A 14,269-nucleotide genomic window follows, 5' to 3' on the forward strand; every position below is an offset into this window, starting at 1 on the left:
AAATCAGGATGGTTTAGATAAAATTATCTCTGCCAATATAAAATCTAATTCCTGATCTATATCGATAGAGCTTTCTCTTTTCATGATATAAGCAAATGTGTTTTGCTCATACAGATTAGTTAGATTACTGACGTATTTTCGATCGAAAATATAGATTGCGCCATTCAATCTCCAGGATGGTTCAAGTTCCTGCGAACGTTTGTTATTTTGAGTCTTAATAAATCCGGCCATTGATAAATCTATCGGGAGCGTATTACAAAATTGAATTGGATGCTCTGTCAGGCAAACAGAAACGATCGCTGATGCTTGTTTCGTATCATACATGTTCATCGCCTGCGCAATGTCATCTGCAGTACGTAAAGGTGATGTAGGCTGTAGTAACGTTACACATGACACTGTCCCCACATTTTGCTCAATCCAGTCGACAGCATGGCTGATGACCTCATTGGTAGAAGATGTGTCTGTTGAGAGTTCGCTGGGCCTTAAGAAAGGGACGCTGGCACCCGCGGCGCGTGCGATGTTGGCTATTTCTTCAGAATCCGTAGTCACTAATATGACATCAAACAAATTACTGGTTATCGCGGCTTCGATTGTCCAGACAATCAATGGTTTCCCTGCGAGTAATTTTATATTTTTACCGGGTAAGCGTTTACTGCCTGCTCTGGCGGGGATGATAGCTACATTCAGTGCTCTCATACTAATTCCTTGACGTCATGTTGTGCTTTATGGAAGTCGTCCATGCGTCCAATATCCAGCCAATATTCGTGTAATGGATACATGAGTACGTCATGAGATTCAGATATTTGCTGGTCAAGTAACGAAGGCATATCAATTCTTTCGTGTTTAGGAACCTGTAGAAATAATTCTGGGCTAATGACATAAATACCGGCATTAACGAAGTAGTGATGTACTGGCTTTTCTTTTATATCTACAATCCGATTTCCACTACTGTTGATAACTCCGTAAGGAATCTGGTATTCGTACTGTCGGACACACATTGTGGCTATAGGGTTGTTTTCCAGATGGAATTCAAGAAGACGTACAAAATCGGTATCTGTTAATACATCACCATTGATCATAATCAAGGGTAGTTTTTGTATATTATCAGGTAACAGACCTAATGCACCGCCGGTACCCAGAGGACTATCTTCATGAACATACTGTATATTTGCCCCCCAGTCTGAACCATCGCCGAAATAGCTGATAATTTTTTCCGCCATGTAGTATGTGGATATATAAATGTTTTTAAACCCAGATTTAATAAATTGTGTCAACAATATTTCAAGGATAGGTTTATCTCCCACTTTTAGCATTGGTTTTGGACAATCATTAGTTAGCGGTCTTAGCCGTGTCCCTAACCCTCCGGCCATGATGAATACAGGATTCTCATATGCGGGGGTGGATATTTCTTTTTCCCAGGTTTCTAGCCCGAGAATTTTATTCTCAGCGTCTACTATGGGTAATGCCAGAATACTTTGCGCTTGCATTATTTTTCGACGCTGTTTATGAGAAGTATTACTGGATACGGTAATGGGTTGACGATTCATAATAGATGAAGTTTTTTCATGGAGCGATATGTCTTTTAATATCGCCCGGCGAATATCACCATCGGTAATTACGCCTAAAAGTTTATCATCTGTATCAACAACTAAACATATTCTAAGTGCACCGTCATTTATTACTGAGAGCGCATCTAATACGGAATGTTCTGACGACAGAACTATTTTTCCCCAGTTTTTTTTCATGTGGGATACCTTAAAGTGGGCGATGTCTAAAATGGTTTTGGTGTTGGGGGTGTACTATATATTTAGCCGTAACATCATTTGTTATGATTGTGCCTGCTCCAATAATAACGTCATCTCCGATTTTTATATTTTGTATGACAGTTGATCCAGCACCTATGAAGGTCCTTTTCCCGGTGACTACTGCGCCACAGAGAACCGCTCCGGGGGCTATGTGGTTATGTGGACCAATAGTACAATCATGTTCAATAACTGCGCGTGTATTGATAATGCAGTTTTCGCCGATATGAGCTCCTGCTTGAATTATTGTACCGGGGAGAATTTGAACACCAGCGTCCAATAAGGCGAATGGTGATACTATTGATTGCTCGGAAATGATATTTTTGAATTGATACCCTTGTTTCGTATAATCAGTATAAATGTTTTCTCTGAGCGCAGAGTGAGGCAGCATACCGATACCGTTAACTAATATAACCTCTTCAGGGCTATATTTTTTTATAAACGAATTGTCGTCAATTATGCTTATGCCATTGAATAAAGATCGTGTTTTTTGGACTCTACTGGTCACGATAAGATGCACGGTTTCGTTATTGTTGCACAGTATGTCGAACAAGACAGATGCGTGTCCACCAGCACCCAGCATAACTATTTTTCGTGATGATTTATTCAATGATAAGATCTCCGGAGTGATAGCTCTGGGTTGATCTTTTACCGATAACACTCCAATATAAATACGGTGACATACCGTTCCCCGGCCTCTTAATAACAACGTTTTCTTCGGTAAATTGCTCACCAGTATTAATATCTCTGGCAGCCACTAAGCTTTTCCTGACAATATCTTTATTTTTAATTTCAGAGGTGGTGGCTGCTTTAATTTTATGCCCCAGAGCCTGTTCAACCTGGCGAATAGCTTTGACCATTTCAGTTAATTCAGTGGGTTCGAGAGAGGCTTTGTGATCCGGACCTGTCATATTCTTGTCGAGGGTAAAATGTTTTTCAATGACGGTAGCTCTTCTGGCAACTGCGGCAACAGGGACAAATATTCCTTCGCTATGGTCCGAGTAACCTACGGGAAGATCGAATGCTGAATGTAATGTATCGATAACACGTAAATTAATTTCGTTTATCGGCGCCGGGTATTCTGTCGTACAATGAAGTAGGGTAACTTTTTGCTTTAGTGCTTTTTGGCCTGCACTTGAAATGTAAGCCTGTTCAAAGGCAGTTGCACATGGGACTGTATCTTCTGACGTGGTATAGCCGAAAGCGACCACTGCCAGCGCAGCCTCAATTTCAGCTAATGAAGCCATTCCTGTAGAGATAATAATGTCACAGCCAGTTCTGGCATACTCCAGGACTAATGGCGCATTTGTTAACTCGCCCGATGGTAATTTTAAGCGTTTTAACCCCAGTTCGCTTACAAGGAAATGGAGACTTTCAGAGTCGAATGCCGTAGAAAGAAACTCGATACCCAATGAATTGCAGTAATTAACCAGTGCATGATGTGTCTCCCAGGAGAGCTCAAGCCGGCTTAACATTTCGAGTTGTGATTCCCGCTTTTGCGTATTGGCGATCTGATACGCTGCTTGCTGGGCATGCCCGGTAACAAGGTTTTTGGCTTTAAATGTCTGAAATTTTATAATATCTGCGCCTGCTTTATACGCAGCATCAACAAGTTCAAAAGCAAGCTTTTCATCGCCGTTATGATTAACACCGGCTTCAGCAATAATTAATGTCATATCAATTCACTTCAAATTATAAAATATTTTTTGCTGGCAAAATGGAGTTGTTCTAATCATTGCCAGGATTTTTTCACTGGCATTTCCTTTGCCATAGGGATTAACAATGGTTTCACCTGGAGATGTGTACGCATGATTAATAGCTTGTTTAATTGTTTGAGTAATCTCTTCTTTCGTGACAGGACTATTGAGTACGCTTTTGGCTGCTATTCGGCCTCGCTGTCGTTCACCAATATTTACTGTGGGTGTATTAAATGCAGGGGCTTCAATAATTCCACTGGAAGAATTCCCGATGACAACAGCCGCGTTTTTGACGGCGCTGAGATAACGATGTTGCCCAAGAGAAGGAATTGCCAAGATTCTCTCTCGATCTCTCTGAGCATATTTTTCTATCAGAGAAATAATTTTTCTGCCTCCATCGTCGGCATTAGGCCAGGTCAAAATAACCTGATATTCTGGAAATGCATCCAGCGCAGCTAATAATATGTTGAAGCTTTCTTCCGGCGGTTCATACCCTAATGTGACGGAGTGATAAGTCACAAGAAAGAAGGGACGCTGTAATGGGAAATTAAGTGAGCAAGCCAGTTCTTCTACTGTCAGAAACGTCCTTCTGTTGAGATGGTCAAGACCGACTGCCCCCACATTTACGACTCTGGACGGCTCTTCGCCTAACTGAATAACCCTACGGCGATGTTCTTCAGTCGATACGCCGTGAAGATAACTCAGTTTGGTGATGGCATGACGGATGGCATCATCGTACGCTCCTTCCGTTATTTCCCCGCCATGGAGGTGCATAACTGGAATACGCAGGAACATCGCCGTTTGCGCGGCGGCAAGTGCTTCAAATCTGTCGCCTAACAGCAGTAATACATCAGGTTGTAACCGTATTAAGGCATCAGAAAATCCCAAAATGCCTAACCCCACGCTTTTGGCTACCCCGACGGCCGAATCTGAGGAGAGCAGGATTTCGATTTTCTCATCAATCCTGAAACCATCTTGCTCTATTTGCTGCCAGGTCAGGCCAAATTCTGGTGAAAGGTGCATCCCGCTGACCAGTAACTGGAGCTGAAGATCGGGGGCATCCTGGATATCTTTCATCAGCCAATACAGCAACCCATATTCTGCACGCGTACCGGTAAAGACCGCGATTTTCATTTTCTTTGTGGTCATGATAATAAATGGGATGCAGAACTCGGTAAGTTTACCAGGCGCTCTTCAATATAGATTGATTGTTTTAATTCATCGCGCATAGCTTGCGCGAACATGGGTAATCGATGCATCAGTTTCCATACCGGACGAACCATAATCTTCGAATTATTCATTTGGGAAAGAAAAGCATCCTGCTCATCTTTATTCTCGCAGATAATAGAATTAAGCCAATAATTCGAACGCGCATATACAGGTTCCTCAACGAATTTAAACCGAGAACCGGCAAAAAAATCAGCATAATTTTTTGCGAGGATTCTCTTTTGTTGAAGAAAAACCTCCAGCATTTCTATTTGACCACAACCCAGAGCAGCATTGAGGTTAGGCATACGGTAATTGAATCCGGGCTCATCATGATAGAATTCATAGGGGTGAGGAACTTTTGCCGTCGTGGTAATATGTTTTGCCTTGATGCCAGCCTCGACAGAGTTACACAGCACCATACCGCCGCCACCAGTAGTGATGATTTTGTTTCCGTTGAAGCTTAAAATTCCATATTTGCCAAATGTCCCGGTATGGGCATTTTTATAAAACGAGCCCAGGCTTTCAGCGGCATCTTCAATTAATGTAATATGCCATTTGTTGCACACCGAGATAATCTCATCTATTTCTACAGGATGACCGAAAGTATGCATAGGGACTGCTGCCCGAATAACCTGACGCGTTTTCTTGTGCATGCAAACGTTTTCAACAAGCTCTGCATTTTCTGCTAGCCAGTTTTCCATGGCAGTGGGGCAAAGTCCCAAACTGGTGCTGGAGATATCGATAAAAACAGGTTTTGCACCAAGGTGATAAAGCGCATTGCAGGTCGCAACAAAAGTCAGTGCCTGGGTGATGACAAGATCATCCGGCTTCACACCTGCAAGATAGAGGGCAGTACTGAGCGCTGTCGTACCATTTACTGTTGCGACGGCGCGTGAAGCTCCCGTAACGTTTTGTATTTTACTCTCAAAATCATCAACATATTTACCAACGCTGGAGACGAAAGTACTGGTCAGTGTATCAAGGACATAGCGCTTTTCATTGCCATCAAAGGATGGTGCATGTAATGGAATGAAATCGTTGGATCTATATATATCACGGATGAATTCGACAACGGACAGGGTATTCATACAGCGCACCTTTATTACATTTTACTATCAAGGTATTTCCCGGTTTCTTTATGTTTAAAATCAGGGAGCATTGTCATAAATAATTTAATGATATCTTCTCTGTTCCAGTGAAGAGTGCTACGCAATTTGTGAATTTGATATTCAAAGTGCTGTAATAATTCATGGTTGTAATTTAACTCATTTTTAATGATGCCAATTTTCAAAAAATGAGTCAGATCTATTTTTTCATTCGCTGTATAAAATTCCTCAAAATCTTTTTCACCGGTGGTGTCGCTGGAAGTAAACAGACATGGCCACTTTCCCTTTATCGGCAGGGAGTTAGCCAGTGTGCGGGCTTCATCTTCGGACTCGCACAGCCAGGGTGTATATCCTTGCTGTTCCAGATAACGCACAGCAATATCTGAAAATGATATCAAATGTTGTTCTTCATCCAGTTTTGGGAAAAAAATATCCCGATTTTCTCCGAAAATGCAAGACAGTAGACAAAGTTCACCTGATTCTTGCGGAGTCACGAAATAACGTTTTATATCATTAGGCGCTACAATAGGTTGGCGTTTGTTTATTCTTTGCTGAAAGCCATGTAACAGCGAGCCGTCAGAAAATGCGACGTTGGCAAAACGGGCTGTTGAGATCTCGATATGTTCACTTTGGCGCATCAAAAACATTTCCATTATGCGTTTCGAAGCCCCCATCATATTGACTGGATTGGCTGCCTTATCTGTAGAAACGCAGAAGAATTTTTTCGCTTTCGCTGCGATAGCATGTTGAATTGTTTTTTGCGTATTAAGTATATTTACTTCAACCATACGCATCAAAGTGAAGGGATCTTTCTCACTGCGGACATGTTTGAGTGCCGAAAGGTTGAGAATGTAATCATATTCACCATCCGCGTTGATAAAAGCATGATATTCGAGAGATCCAATATCCAGCGCAAATGTCTGAAAATCACCCTTGATATAGCCATATGAGCTTCTGATATCGCGAACCAGTTCGACCATGTTATTTTCGCTGATATCGACGACGTGTAATTTTCTTGGCTGACGTTTTATGATCTCTTTGACTACAGCCTGACCGATAGAACCCGCGCCACCGAGAACGAGAAAACTGGAGCCAGATATTATTTGTTGTAGTTCATTTTGACGTGCGCTGATGTCATCAGAAAATATGTTATATTCTCTGCCTATTAATTGTGAAACAGTAGTCATTGTAAACCTGCAGATCGAAAATAATTTGTTGTAATGTATCGATTACTTTAGAACGATGCCAAAGAGTAACAAGATGTATGCCGCAAAAAATGGTTGGCACGCTTTTATTAATTTCAGGCACGCTACCGCCCTGATTTTACAGTGTTCTAATTCTGTAAAACCTGGGGGTGTTTGAATTTTTTTGCCAGTTTTACTGGCAATCTATTTTGCAAATATGAATCTATTTTTCTGTGAGCAATATGTTTTTAGAGAACAGCTTTTCTTGCAGACTCGCTAATAATAAATTCTCTTTTATTGTTTCACTCTGTGTTATCGCTTCAACGATAGCTGATGCCGCTCTTTCCCCTGCGTTGCCATCCATAAAAGCATCGCAATACTGATGGCGAATATTGTCGACTGCTATTTGTTGTGCCGACCAGTCGTAAACATTGGAAAGAAATAGTCTTAATTCATTCATATCATTGGCAACAGGTGCTATTTTATGAATGTCTGTTGCCATATTTCGGTTATCTGTTGGCTTTTCTGCCCCAGACTCATCAAGCCGAATAACACGTTTATTGAGATGGAAAGCATCAAATACATATTCATCACTGTCAGTGAGAATGTAGTCAGCCAGTTCTAATGCTGGAGGAATATGATCATGTGCAGCAATCTGCTTTTTAAAGCAGCGATTACAGAGAGCCAGCCATTTTTCTCCATCACTTCCATAAGGAACTCTGTGTTGGGTCAGTAACAAGAGGTTGTAGTCATGTCCCAGACGCGACAGCTTTTCCGCCCAGTGAGGAACTGAACTGGATGCACCATATGTTGGTGCATACAAAATTGTCAGTTTTTTAGGATCGAGTTTAAGTGCTGACGGTAGAGTGGCTTTTTCACTTTTCCTATGCCAGTCATCAAAGCGTGGATTGCCTACGATTTTGGCGCTGCCATTAATATCCAACGCGCGTTGACTGTAAGATGCATAACAAAGTATCTGCTGGTAAAACGTGTTCCACCATGCATGATTCCATTGTGCGTTTGCGAGCCCATGAATGGCGCGAATATGTATGCCGGCCAGACCATCCAGCTCTGCAATATAGTAAGGGCTTACCAGACATTTATAGCGCTGTCCTTGCGCCAGAACGTGGGAGAGCAAATTTCCGCCAAGATCTGAATGGCTGATGGTTTTAAGTAAATTCAGCATCTCGTCTCGCAGCGGTTTTGCCACGCGATCGTTAACTAACAACGCACAGCGCTGTCCTTGTGACTGAAGCGAAGCAATAATGGGGCGATAAATTTGATAGTGGAAGGCTGTTTCCATAAAGAAACCGATCGTTTCGCCTACGTTATTGGCGAGTGTTTGGTTTCTCTTATTCGTGTCAGTTGGCATTTGATTGATTTTATTGAAATAAAAACCAATATTGTCAGTTTCTTTATTCTCAATATCGCTGTAACCTGCACGTTGATAGCTAATGCTTGGATAACAGGCCAGCCATTTTCCTTCACGCAGTAACGACTGCCATTGCTCCTCAGGTGCGTCTGAGCGGTCGCGTTCCATTTGCTGAGCCAGTTCGTTGTAATAATGGCTATTCACCAGATAGGCGCAAACTTTATTGCAGTCACGTGCATGGATTATACCGCTGAGACTTTTAAGGACATTCCCACGTTTAATTTCCCCGCCAAGTAGGATCACTTCCCACGGTAATTTGGGCAGGGCTGCGAGTAGGTTATTCAGCACCTGGATGTGTTTTTCCTGCTTCAGGATGACGGTGTCATCTTCCAGCAACAGATAGTTTTTCCAGCCTTGCTGCTGCGCCAGTTTAAGCGCCTGTAAATGGGACTGGCGGCGACCCCATTGACCATTTTTTTCATCACATGCCGTCAGGCGGGTTATTTTACTGGCTGGAAAATTCAGTTGCGCCAGCTCCTGCTGAATAAGCGCCAGACGATCCGGACGTTTATCTAAATTGACGATCACCGCCTGATCAATACCGCTCCATTGGATAGGTTGATTATGCGTTGCGTTATGCAGACTCAAATACCATGTTTTGAGCATGGGGTCGGGAATGTACTCGTCAAGGCTGGCCCCTGTGGACTGGCTGGAACCCAGGACAAAGTCTTTGTCAAAGGTATTCTGGCTGTGTGAGACGCAAAGGATGGTGCGTTCCCCGGGCAATTGCAGTGGATTCGCTGTAAATTTATTGGTAAATCCTTCCTCTTCACCTAAGTTACACGCGTCATCATAACGGTGCTTTTTCAAATAATTACGGTGATAGCAAAAGGTGCCGTTAAGAATATTTTGCGGGCCGAAGCTGCGGGTTTTGAAAATCCGATTTATGTGGCTGTACCAGATTGGGATCTGGTCCGAGCCGGATATTAATGCCCGGTGACGTTGCATCATCGCAATGGTGTAAGAGATCTTATCTGCCGGATAATAATCATCGTCATCCATGCAGAGAATATATTCACCTTTTGCCAGCGCGTTGAGCATATTACGCTTTTTCCCCAGATCCAGTTTTTCCGGGTGGTGGATATAGCGAATATTGTATTTTTCAGGATGCCCTTGTGTGAGTTGCTCAATAATCGATAAATGGTTTTGCGCTGAATCATCAAGGATAACCAGTTCTCTGCGGTCCGCGGGGTAGTCCTGGTAGCGATACATGTAAAGTAAATACGGTAGAAAAGCGGCACGATTCCAGGTTGGGGTCACGACGCTAACAAACGGTTTTTCACGACCAGTTTCTAACGTTTTAACGATGTCAGGCAGCGTGGTGCGAGTTTTAGCGGTATTGGGCATGATGGTTTGCATTTCGCGGATCGAAAAAGGACCGGGATTTCGCCCGGCCAACAGGCACTAACAAAAAAGCAGTGAGAATGCTGAGAGCAAGTGATCAGCTGGCAACTGATTGGCTAATTGCTGACGTGCGGATACGGCATCTTCACTAAGTCGCCAGCGTTCATACAGGGCGAACAGCGCGAAAATATCGTCGTCCGTCAATGCTGAACTGTCGAGCGTCCAAAGACTGAACAAAGTACGAAGCAGGTAGAAATCGGTCACCAGTTCGAAATAACGCTGGCTGACGTCTTCGCTGTCATGTTGCGGAAATACATCGTGATACAGTCGGTAAATCAGATAGTTATTCAAAATCCACGGAGCCTGTGCAAAGCACTGCTCATAGGTTTTCTGCCACTGACCCTGTAATTGCTGTTGCAACAGCGCTTCACTGTTGGCGTCCTGCAGCATGAGTAAGCTGACCTGTAAAGGGAGACTGATTTTGCGGGAGCTGTCCGGCAGTATTTGCCAGTCAAAGTCGAATCCTCCCATGCGAGTCAGTAACTGGCACTGAAGTGCAAGTACGGCAGGCAACTGAGCAAACTGTTCCTGTAATTTTCCATCCTCAGCATGTCCTGCCAGAGCCTGCGGCAAAGAGGCGAGTTGACGTAAGACATCAGGAGTGTCGCCGGGCAATTTCTCCGAGTAAGAAAGTATAATTCCCAGCGCGTAGAGCCTCAGCTCTGGCGGTAATCCTGCCAGGGTTACGGTATCCAGCGCGGCCTGATTCAGTACCTGGTCACGCGGAGAGAGTGCGCGGCTTTCCGGTTCTCTGTCGCAACAGGAAACATGTAAAGTAAAAGCATGGGGTTCGCCCAGCGCTGCTTTGCTGCTGGCAATGTCTGTCAGTAGCAGGCTGTGTCGAATTTCATTTTTGCGCACTATTCTGGTGTGCAAAGGAGAATCTGGATTGCGGGATAAAAACGACCGGACAAAGTCAGGTTCGTAACTTTCAATCTTACTCATAACGTGTTCTCAGTAACCCCAATAGACAAATCTGGCTAACGTAATGCAAATTGCATGCCTGAATTTTATATGGGTAAATATCAACGAGTTATTTGCACAGAGGAAAAAAGACTTCCGCGAAACGGAAGGCTGAACACGTTAACGGTGGTAAATAAAATCTGCTTCAGTACCTAAAAATGACTGAATAAATTCATATTGTCGGATCAGCAGTTCGCCGTTTTTTTCATTGTAGGTTTTGCAGCGTTCTGCTTTCTGCTCAAGATTTTGCCACCAGCTGTGCGCGGCGCTTTTTTGTGGTACAGGTAACCAGTTGAAAACCTGCTCCAGCCCCGCGCGATTGACGCTTACCCCCAGCTGTTGCAGGATTGAGCGGCGTTGCTGACTGCTGTTTTTCAGCCGTTCATAGTGCTGTTGAATGGTGTCATTGACGGTCAATAACTCTTCACTGGCGCGACGAATCATGCACAGACGCTGCTGTTCAAGCTGGGCCCGAAGTGTGTCATACAGCATTTCATCTTCACGAATGCCCTGAAGCAGGGTTTTGACCTGCTGTAGCCTGGTGCTCACTCTTTCCGCCTCTTATTTCTGAAAAAAGCTGAGCATATCGCCAGCCAGTTGATCGCTGTCAACCTGCAGGTCACCCGATGCCAGCATGGCCTGCATTTGCGCGACTTTGTCGTAATCAACGTCATTTTGCGCATCACTGCTCAGCGTTTGCTGTGCGGTTTGTAAACCCGCCTGAGTAATGTCGTCGGCAGAAAGCATTGTTGCGCTGGTTGCCGTAGCTTGCGCAGCGTTCTTGTCTGAGCGGTCCGTTCCGGTCGCAGATGTCGGGCGATTACCAGGCAGAGTAGGTGTAATTTTCATATCAACCTCGAGCATGTTCCGTGTGGTTGTGTATCTGTTATCGGATAAAAGCGACTGCTGGGGGGAAAACTTTAATCCCATCACAAAAAATCTCTTATTGTTCCGCCGTTAGCGTGGTGACAACACCCGTATCCTCTACCACGCCGCTAATCACCCGCTGGCTGCTGCTATTGCGAATTTTTATCACATCCCCTTTATGGCCATTTTTCATTGCAACACCGGGCATAGACGCGGTGATCCCTTCCATGTGCGACACAATCATCACCGGTTGATCTCGTTTGACCAGTACGGGAGAGACCAGCGCCGCACGGGTAAGGGGTTTTCCAGGCTGTAAGGTGCGCTTGCTGGTCAGCCCGATAGCCTCCTCAACATTCATCATCAGTCCTTCTCGTTGGCCGCTGATATTGAATTTTTTGAGCTGCAGGACATCGGCGGTCAGCACCGTATCCCGCGCAATCAGCGACTTAGGCATCACCACAGGCACGAATACATCAGGGCGTACTGCCACGTTAACTTGCCAACCAGCACTTCCTGGGCAGGCGACTGAAAAATTCATTCGTGTCAGGACCGCCTCCGGGGAAGAGGTGAAAGTGGCTTTCGGAGCTGTAGCGCATAGCGCGCTGGTGCTTACCACGGAGGGGATATAGATATTGAAGGTGTAGCGATAGTCATGCCACTGCTGCTTTTGCGCCAGGGCTTCAATTTCATGGCTTGCGGCATTGAGAACCTGCGCGTTGATTTGTTCCCGGGCGCTGTGTTGAACGGGATGGACAGCGGCATATGCAGGTAAGGCACAGAATAAGGCCAGCATAATTTCCACGGAAAAGAGGAAAGAACACTTCCTTCGGTTGATTGTTAATTTCATAAAACCATTTCTCATCAGTCACTTAAAAGTTGGCATGTATATTGCTTAAAGAAGCGATATTGATGCAGGAGTGATGCGAGAAATGGGAATCAGTTTTCAACAGGCATTGGGTGTACATCCGCAGGCAGTGAAGTTACGTCTTGAGAGGACCGAGCTGCTGACTGCGAATTTAGCGAATGTCGATACGCCAAATTTCAAGGCTAAAGATATTGATTTTTCCACTGAGATGCAACGGGCAAGTCGCTCAAATGTTATGCCAGAGGTTGATGTGAAATATCGTGTGCCGATGCAACCCTCAGAGGATGGCAATACCGTGGAGTTGAATACCGAGCAGGCTCGGTTTTCACAAAATAGTATGGATTATCAAAGCAGTCTGACCTTTCTGAACCTGCAGCTTAGCGGTGTCAGAGAGGCCATTGAAGGGAAATAACGATGTCGTTTACTGATATTTATCAGATCTCGGGTTCGGCGATGACGGCGCAAACCATTCGCCTGAATACCGTCGCCAGTAACATGGCAAATGCCGAGTCTCCAGCCAGCAGCGAGGCGCAGGCCTACAAAGCAAGAAGCCCCGTCTTTGCTGCCGTTTACAACAATAGCCTGATTGGTGGGCACAACCATCACGCTATTGATGGTGCGAGTGTTCAGGTGCAGGACGTCATGCAAAGCGGTGGGGCGGTGAAACGCTATGAGCCTCATCATCCTATGGCGGATCGGGATGGTTATGTCTGGTATCCGGATGTCAACGTCGTCGAACAAATGGCTGACATGATGTCCGCATCCCGAGATTTTGAAACCAACGTTGATGTGCTGAATAACGTCAAAAGTATGCAGCAAAGCTTACTCAAACTGGGAGAAGTGTAATGAATAGCCTGGCTTTGTATGCCCAATCTCAGGCGCTGTCTTCTTCTCAGGAGAAGACAGCAGTCGCAGAAAATAACGTGGGGGCGACGTCGCAAAGCACCAATCTGGGGGACAGCAGCTCCTCAAACACTACTAGCACAACGGATACCAGTGGTACCAGCAACACCCCGACAACGACAACGTCTACGGAGCCGTCAGGTGTGCAAACGTTCCTGACATTATTCGTGGCTGAAATTGAAAACCAGGATCCAACCAACCCTACCGATCCGACCGCTTATATCGATCAGCTTTCCTCAATGGCACAGGTGGCGATGATGGAAGAGATGAGCGTACAGGCGAATACCAATGCCGTGCTGATGAGCAACATTCAGGTAATGGCGCTGGGGAATATGGTGGGTGACAACATCATGGTACAGACCACATCACTGGACGTGAGCGATCAGGAGATTCAGGGGCGTGTCACGCTGGATGATGCCTGTACCGATGTTGACCTGCATTTTACCGACGAAGCGGGCAACGATTACACCGTCTCGCTGATCCCGGAAGGTGAAACCTCTGCAGGACCAGGACAGGTGGATTTCGATATTAATCCGGCTGATTACGGGATCCCGCCCGGCGATTACAGCGTATCTGTGGTGACCAATACCGGGGAGGAAGAGGTCCCTATCGAGGTTTCCGGAGAGGTTAAAGATGTGCGTATTCCGCTTGATGGAAGCACACCGGTGCTCAATGTTGATGGTGTCGGTGAAGTGCCTTTCACCATGATCACTCAGTTCGGTATACCGGATGGTACCGATGATGTTACGCCAGTGCCACCGGATGACGGTAGCGATGATGTTACCCCAGAGCAGACGGACAGTAGCAGCGAAAATCTCGTGCTTTGATGAAGTTTAA

The 14,269-nt window shown here is 45.0% G+C and carries 15 protein-coding genes; 3 read left to right on the forward strand and 12 right to left on the reverse strand.

What is annotated here, in order from left to right; all coding sequences use genetic code 11:
• Positions 1–3 precede the first annotated feature (3 nt).
• The 12 genes from OGY01_RS11555 to flgA form a co-directional block, all read right to left on the reverse strand.
• Positions 4–696, reverse strand: coding sequence for an acylneuraminate cytidylyltransferase family protein (locus OGY01_RS11555; protein ID WP_284097341.1), 693 nt, complete (start codon positions 694–696; stop codon positions 4–6).
• Complete coding sequence (locus OGY01_RS11560) at positions 693–1,745, reverse strand: nucleotidyltransferase family protein (protein WP_200041911.1); 1,053 nt, start codon at positions 1,743–1,745, stop codon at positions 693–695. The genes OGY01_RS11555 and OGY01_RS11560 overlap by 4 nt, the downstream gene beginning before the upstream one ends.
• Before the next feature lie 10 nt (positions 1,746–1,755).
• Positions 1,756–2,412: an acetyltransferase gene (locus OGY01_RS11565; RefSeq protein WP_200041912.1), complete on the reverse strand. Its 657-nt coding sequence runs from the start codon at positions 2,410–2,412 to the stop codon at positions 1,756–1,758.
• Positions 2,405–3,478 (reverse strand): N-acetylneuraminate synthase, encoded by a 1,074-nt coding sequence (gene neuB / locus OGY01_RS11570; protein ID WP_286493126.1) that lies wholly within the window; start codon positions 3,476–3,478, stop codon positions 2,405–2,407. Before neuB ends, OGY01_RS11565 begins: the two co-directional genes overlap by 8 nt.
• Before the next feature lie 6 nt (positions 3,479–3,484).
• On the reverse strand, positions 3,485–4,633 hold the full coding sequence (gene neuC / locus OGY01_RS11575; protein ID WP_286493127.1) for a UDP-N-acetylglucosamine 2-epimerase: 1,149 nt from the start codon (positions 4,631–4,633) through the stop codon (positions 3,485–3,487).
• An 11-nt stretch (positions 4,634–4,644) separates the two neighbouring features.
• A complete protein-coding gene (locus tag OGY01_RS11580) occupies positions 4,645–5,796 on the reverse strand; it encodes a LegC family aminotransferase (RefSeq protein WP_284097337.1) in 1,152 nt (383 codons plus the stop codon).
• 14 nt (positions 5,797–5,810) lie between these two features.
• Complete coding sequence (locus OGY01_RS11585; protein ID WP_286493128.1) at positions 5,811–7,001, reverse strand: UDP-N-acetylglucosamine 4,6-dehydratase; 1,191 nt, start codon at positions 6,999–7,001, stop codon at positions 5,811–5,813.
• Between the two features lie 220 nt (positions 7,002–7,221).
• Complete coding sequence (locus OGY01_RS11590) at positions 7,222–9,777, reverse strand: glycosyltransferase (protein WP_286493129.1); 2,556 nt, start codon at positions 9,775–9,777, stop codon at positions 7,222–7,224.
• A gap of 57 nt (positions 9,778–9,834) precedes the next feature.
• Positions 9,835–10,779: a lysine-N-methylase gene (locus OGY01_RS11595; protein ID WP_286493130.1), complete on the reverse strand. Its 945-nt coding sequence runs from the start codon at positions 10,777–10,779 to the stop codon at positions 9,835–9,837.
• 138 nt (positions 10,780–10,917) lie between these two features.
• On the reverse strand, positions 10,918–11,346 hold the full coding sequence (gene flgN, locus OGY01_RS11600) for a flagellar protein FlgN (protein WP_045440164.1): 429 nt from the start codon (positions 11,344–11,346) through the stop codon (positions 10,918–10,920).
• A gap of 12 nt (positions 11,347–11,358) precedes the next feature.
• Positions 11,359–11,646 carry a flagellar biosynthesis anti-sigma factor FlgM gene (gene flgM / locus OGY01_RS11605; protein ID WP_045449457.1) on the reverse strand — a complete coding sequence of 96 codons (288 nt, stop codon included), beginning with the start codon at positions 11,644–11,646 and terminating at the stop codon, positions 11,359–11,361.
• Positions 11,647–11,740: 94 nt separating this feature from the next.
• Complete coding sequence (gene flgA, locus OGY01_RS11610; protein ID WP_284097335.1) at positions 11,741–12,511, reverse strand: flagellar basal body P-ring formation chaperone FlgA; 771 nt, start codon at positions 12,509–12,511, stop codon at positions 11,741–11,743.
• Positions 12,512–12,593: 82 nt separating this feature from the next.
• Between flgA and OGY01_RS11615 the strand changes: the two genes are divergently transcribed.
• From OGY01_RS11615 to OGY01_RS11625, 3 genes are read left to right on the forward strand one after another with little or no spacing between them, the layout of a single operon-like run.
• Entirely contained in the window at positions 12,594–12,941 is a 348-nt protein-coding gene (locus OGY01_RS11615; protein WP_045440169.1) for a flagellar basal body protein, read from the forward strand.
• Between the two features lie 2 nt (positions 12,942–12,943).
• Positions 12,944–13,375, forward strand: coding sequence for a flagellar basal body rod protein FlgC (gene flgC, locus OGY01_RS11620; RefSeq protein ID WP_045440172.1), 432 nt, complete (start codon positions 12,944–12,946; stop codon positions 13,373–13,375).
• Entirely contained in the window at positions 13,375–14,259 is an 885-nt protein-coding gene (locus OGY01_RS11625; RefSeq protein WP_045440175.1) for a flagellar hook capping FlgD N-terminal domain-containing protein, read from the forward strand. The genes flgC and OGY01_RS11625 overlap by 1 nt, the downstream gene beginning before the upstream one ends.
• The last annotated feature ends 10 nt before the right edge of the window (positions 14,260–14,269 follow it).

Origin of the sequence: Citrobacter sp. Cm038 (assembly GCF_030333105.1) — a bacterium.
GTDB lineage: Bacteria > Pseudomonadota > Gammaproteobacteria > Enterobacterales > Enterobacteriaceae > Citrobacter > Citrobacter murliniae.

Bases quoted from the DNA above. Each gene is read 5' to 3' on its own strand.
- OGY01_RS11555 (WP_284097341.1), bottom strand. From the start codon at position 696: ATGAGAGCACTGAATGTAGCTATCATCCCCGCCAGAGCAGGCAGTAAA.
- OGY01_RS11560 (WP_200041911.1), bottom strand. From the start codon at position 1,745: ATGAAAAAAAACTGGGGAAAAATAGTTCTGTCGTCAGAACATTCCGTA.
- neuB (WP_286493126.1), bottom strand. From the start codon at position 3,478: ATGACATTAATTATTGCTGAAGCCGGTGTTAATCATAACGGCGATGAA.
- neuC (WP_286493127.1), bottom strand. From the start codon at position 4,633: ATGAAAATCGCGGTCTTTACCGGTACGCGTGCAGAATATGGGTTGCTG.
- OGY01_RS11580 (WP_284097337.1), bottom strand. From the start codon at position 5,796: ATGAATACCCTGTCCGTTGTCGAATTCATCCGTGATATATATAGATCC.
- OGY01_RS11585 (WP_286493128.1), bottom strand. From the start codon at position 7,001: ATGACTACTGTTTCACAATTAATAGGCAGAGAATATAACATATTTTCT.
- OGY01_RS11590 (WP_286493129.1), bottom strand. From the start codon at position 9,777: ATGCCCAATACCGCTAAAACTCGCACCACGCTGCCTGACATCGTTAAA.
- OGY01_RS11595 (WP_286493130.1), bottom strand. From the start codon at position 10,779: ATGAGTAAGATTGAAAGTTACGAACCTGACTTTGTCCGGTCGTTTTTA.
- flgM (WP_045449457.1), bottom strand. From the start codon at position 11,646: ATGAAAATTACACCTACTCTGCCTGGTAATCGCCCGACATCTGCGACC.
- flgA (WP_284097335.1), bottom strand. From the start codon at position 12,511: ATGAAATTAACAATCAACCGAAGGAAGTGTTCTTTCCTCTTTTCCGTG.
- OGY01_RS11615 (WP_045440169.1), top strand. From the start codon at position 12,594: ATGGGAATCAGTTTTCAACAGGCATTGGGTGTACATCCGCAGGCAGTG.
- flgC (WP_045440172.1), top strand. From the start codon at position 12,944: ATGTCGTTTACTGATATTTATCAGATCTCGGGTTCGGCGATGACGGCG.
- OGY01_RS11625 (WP_045440175.1), top strand. From the start codon at position 13,375: ATGAATAGCCTGGCTTTGTATGCCCAATCTCAGGCGCTGTCTTCTTCT.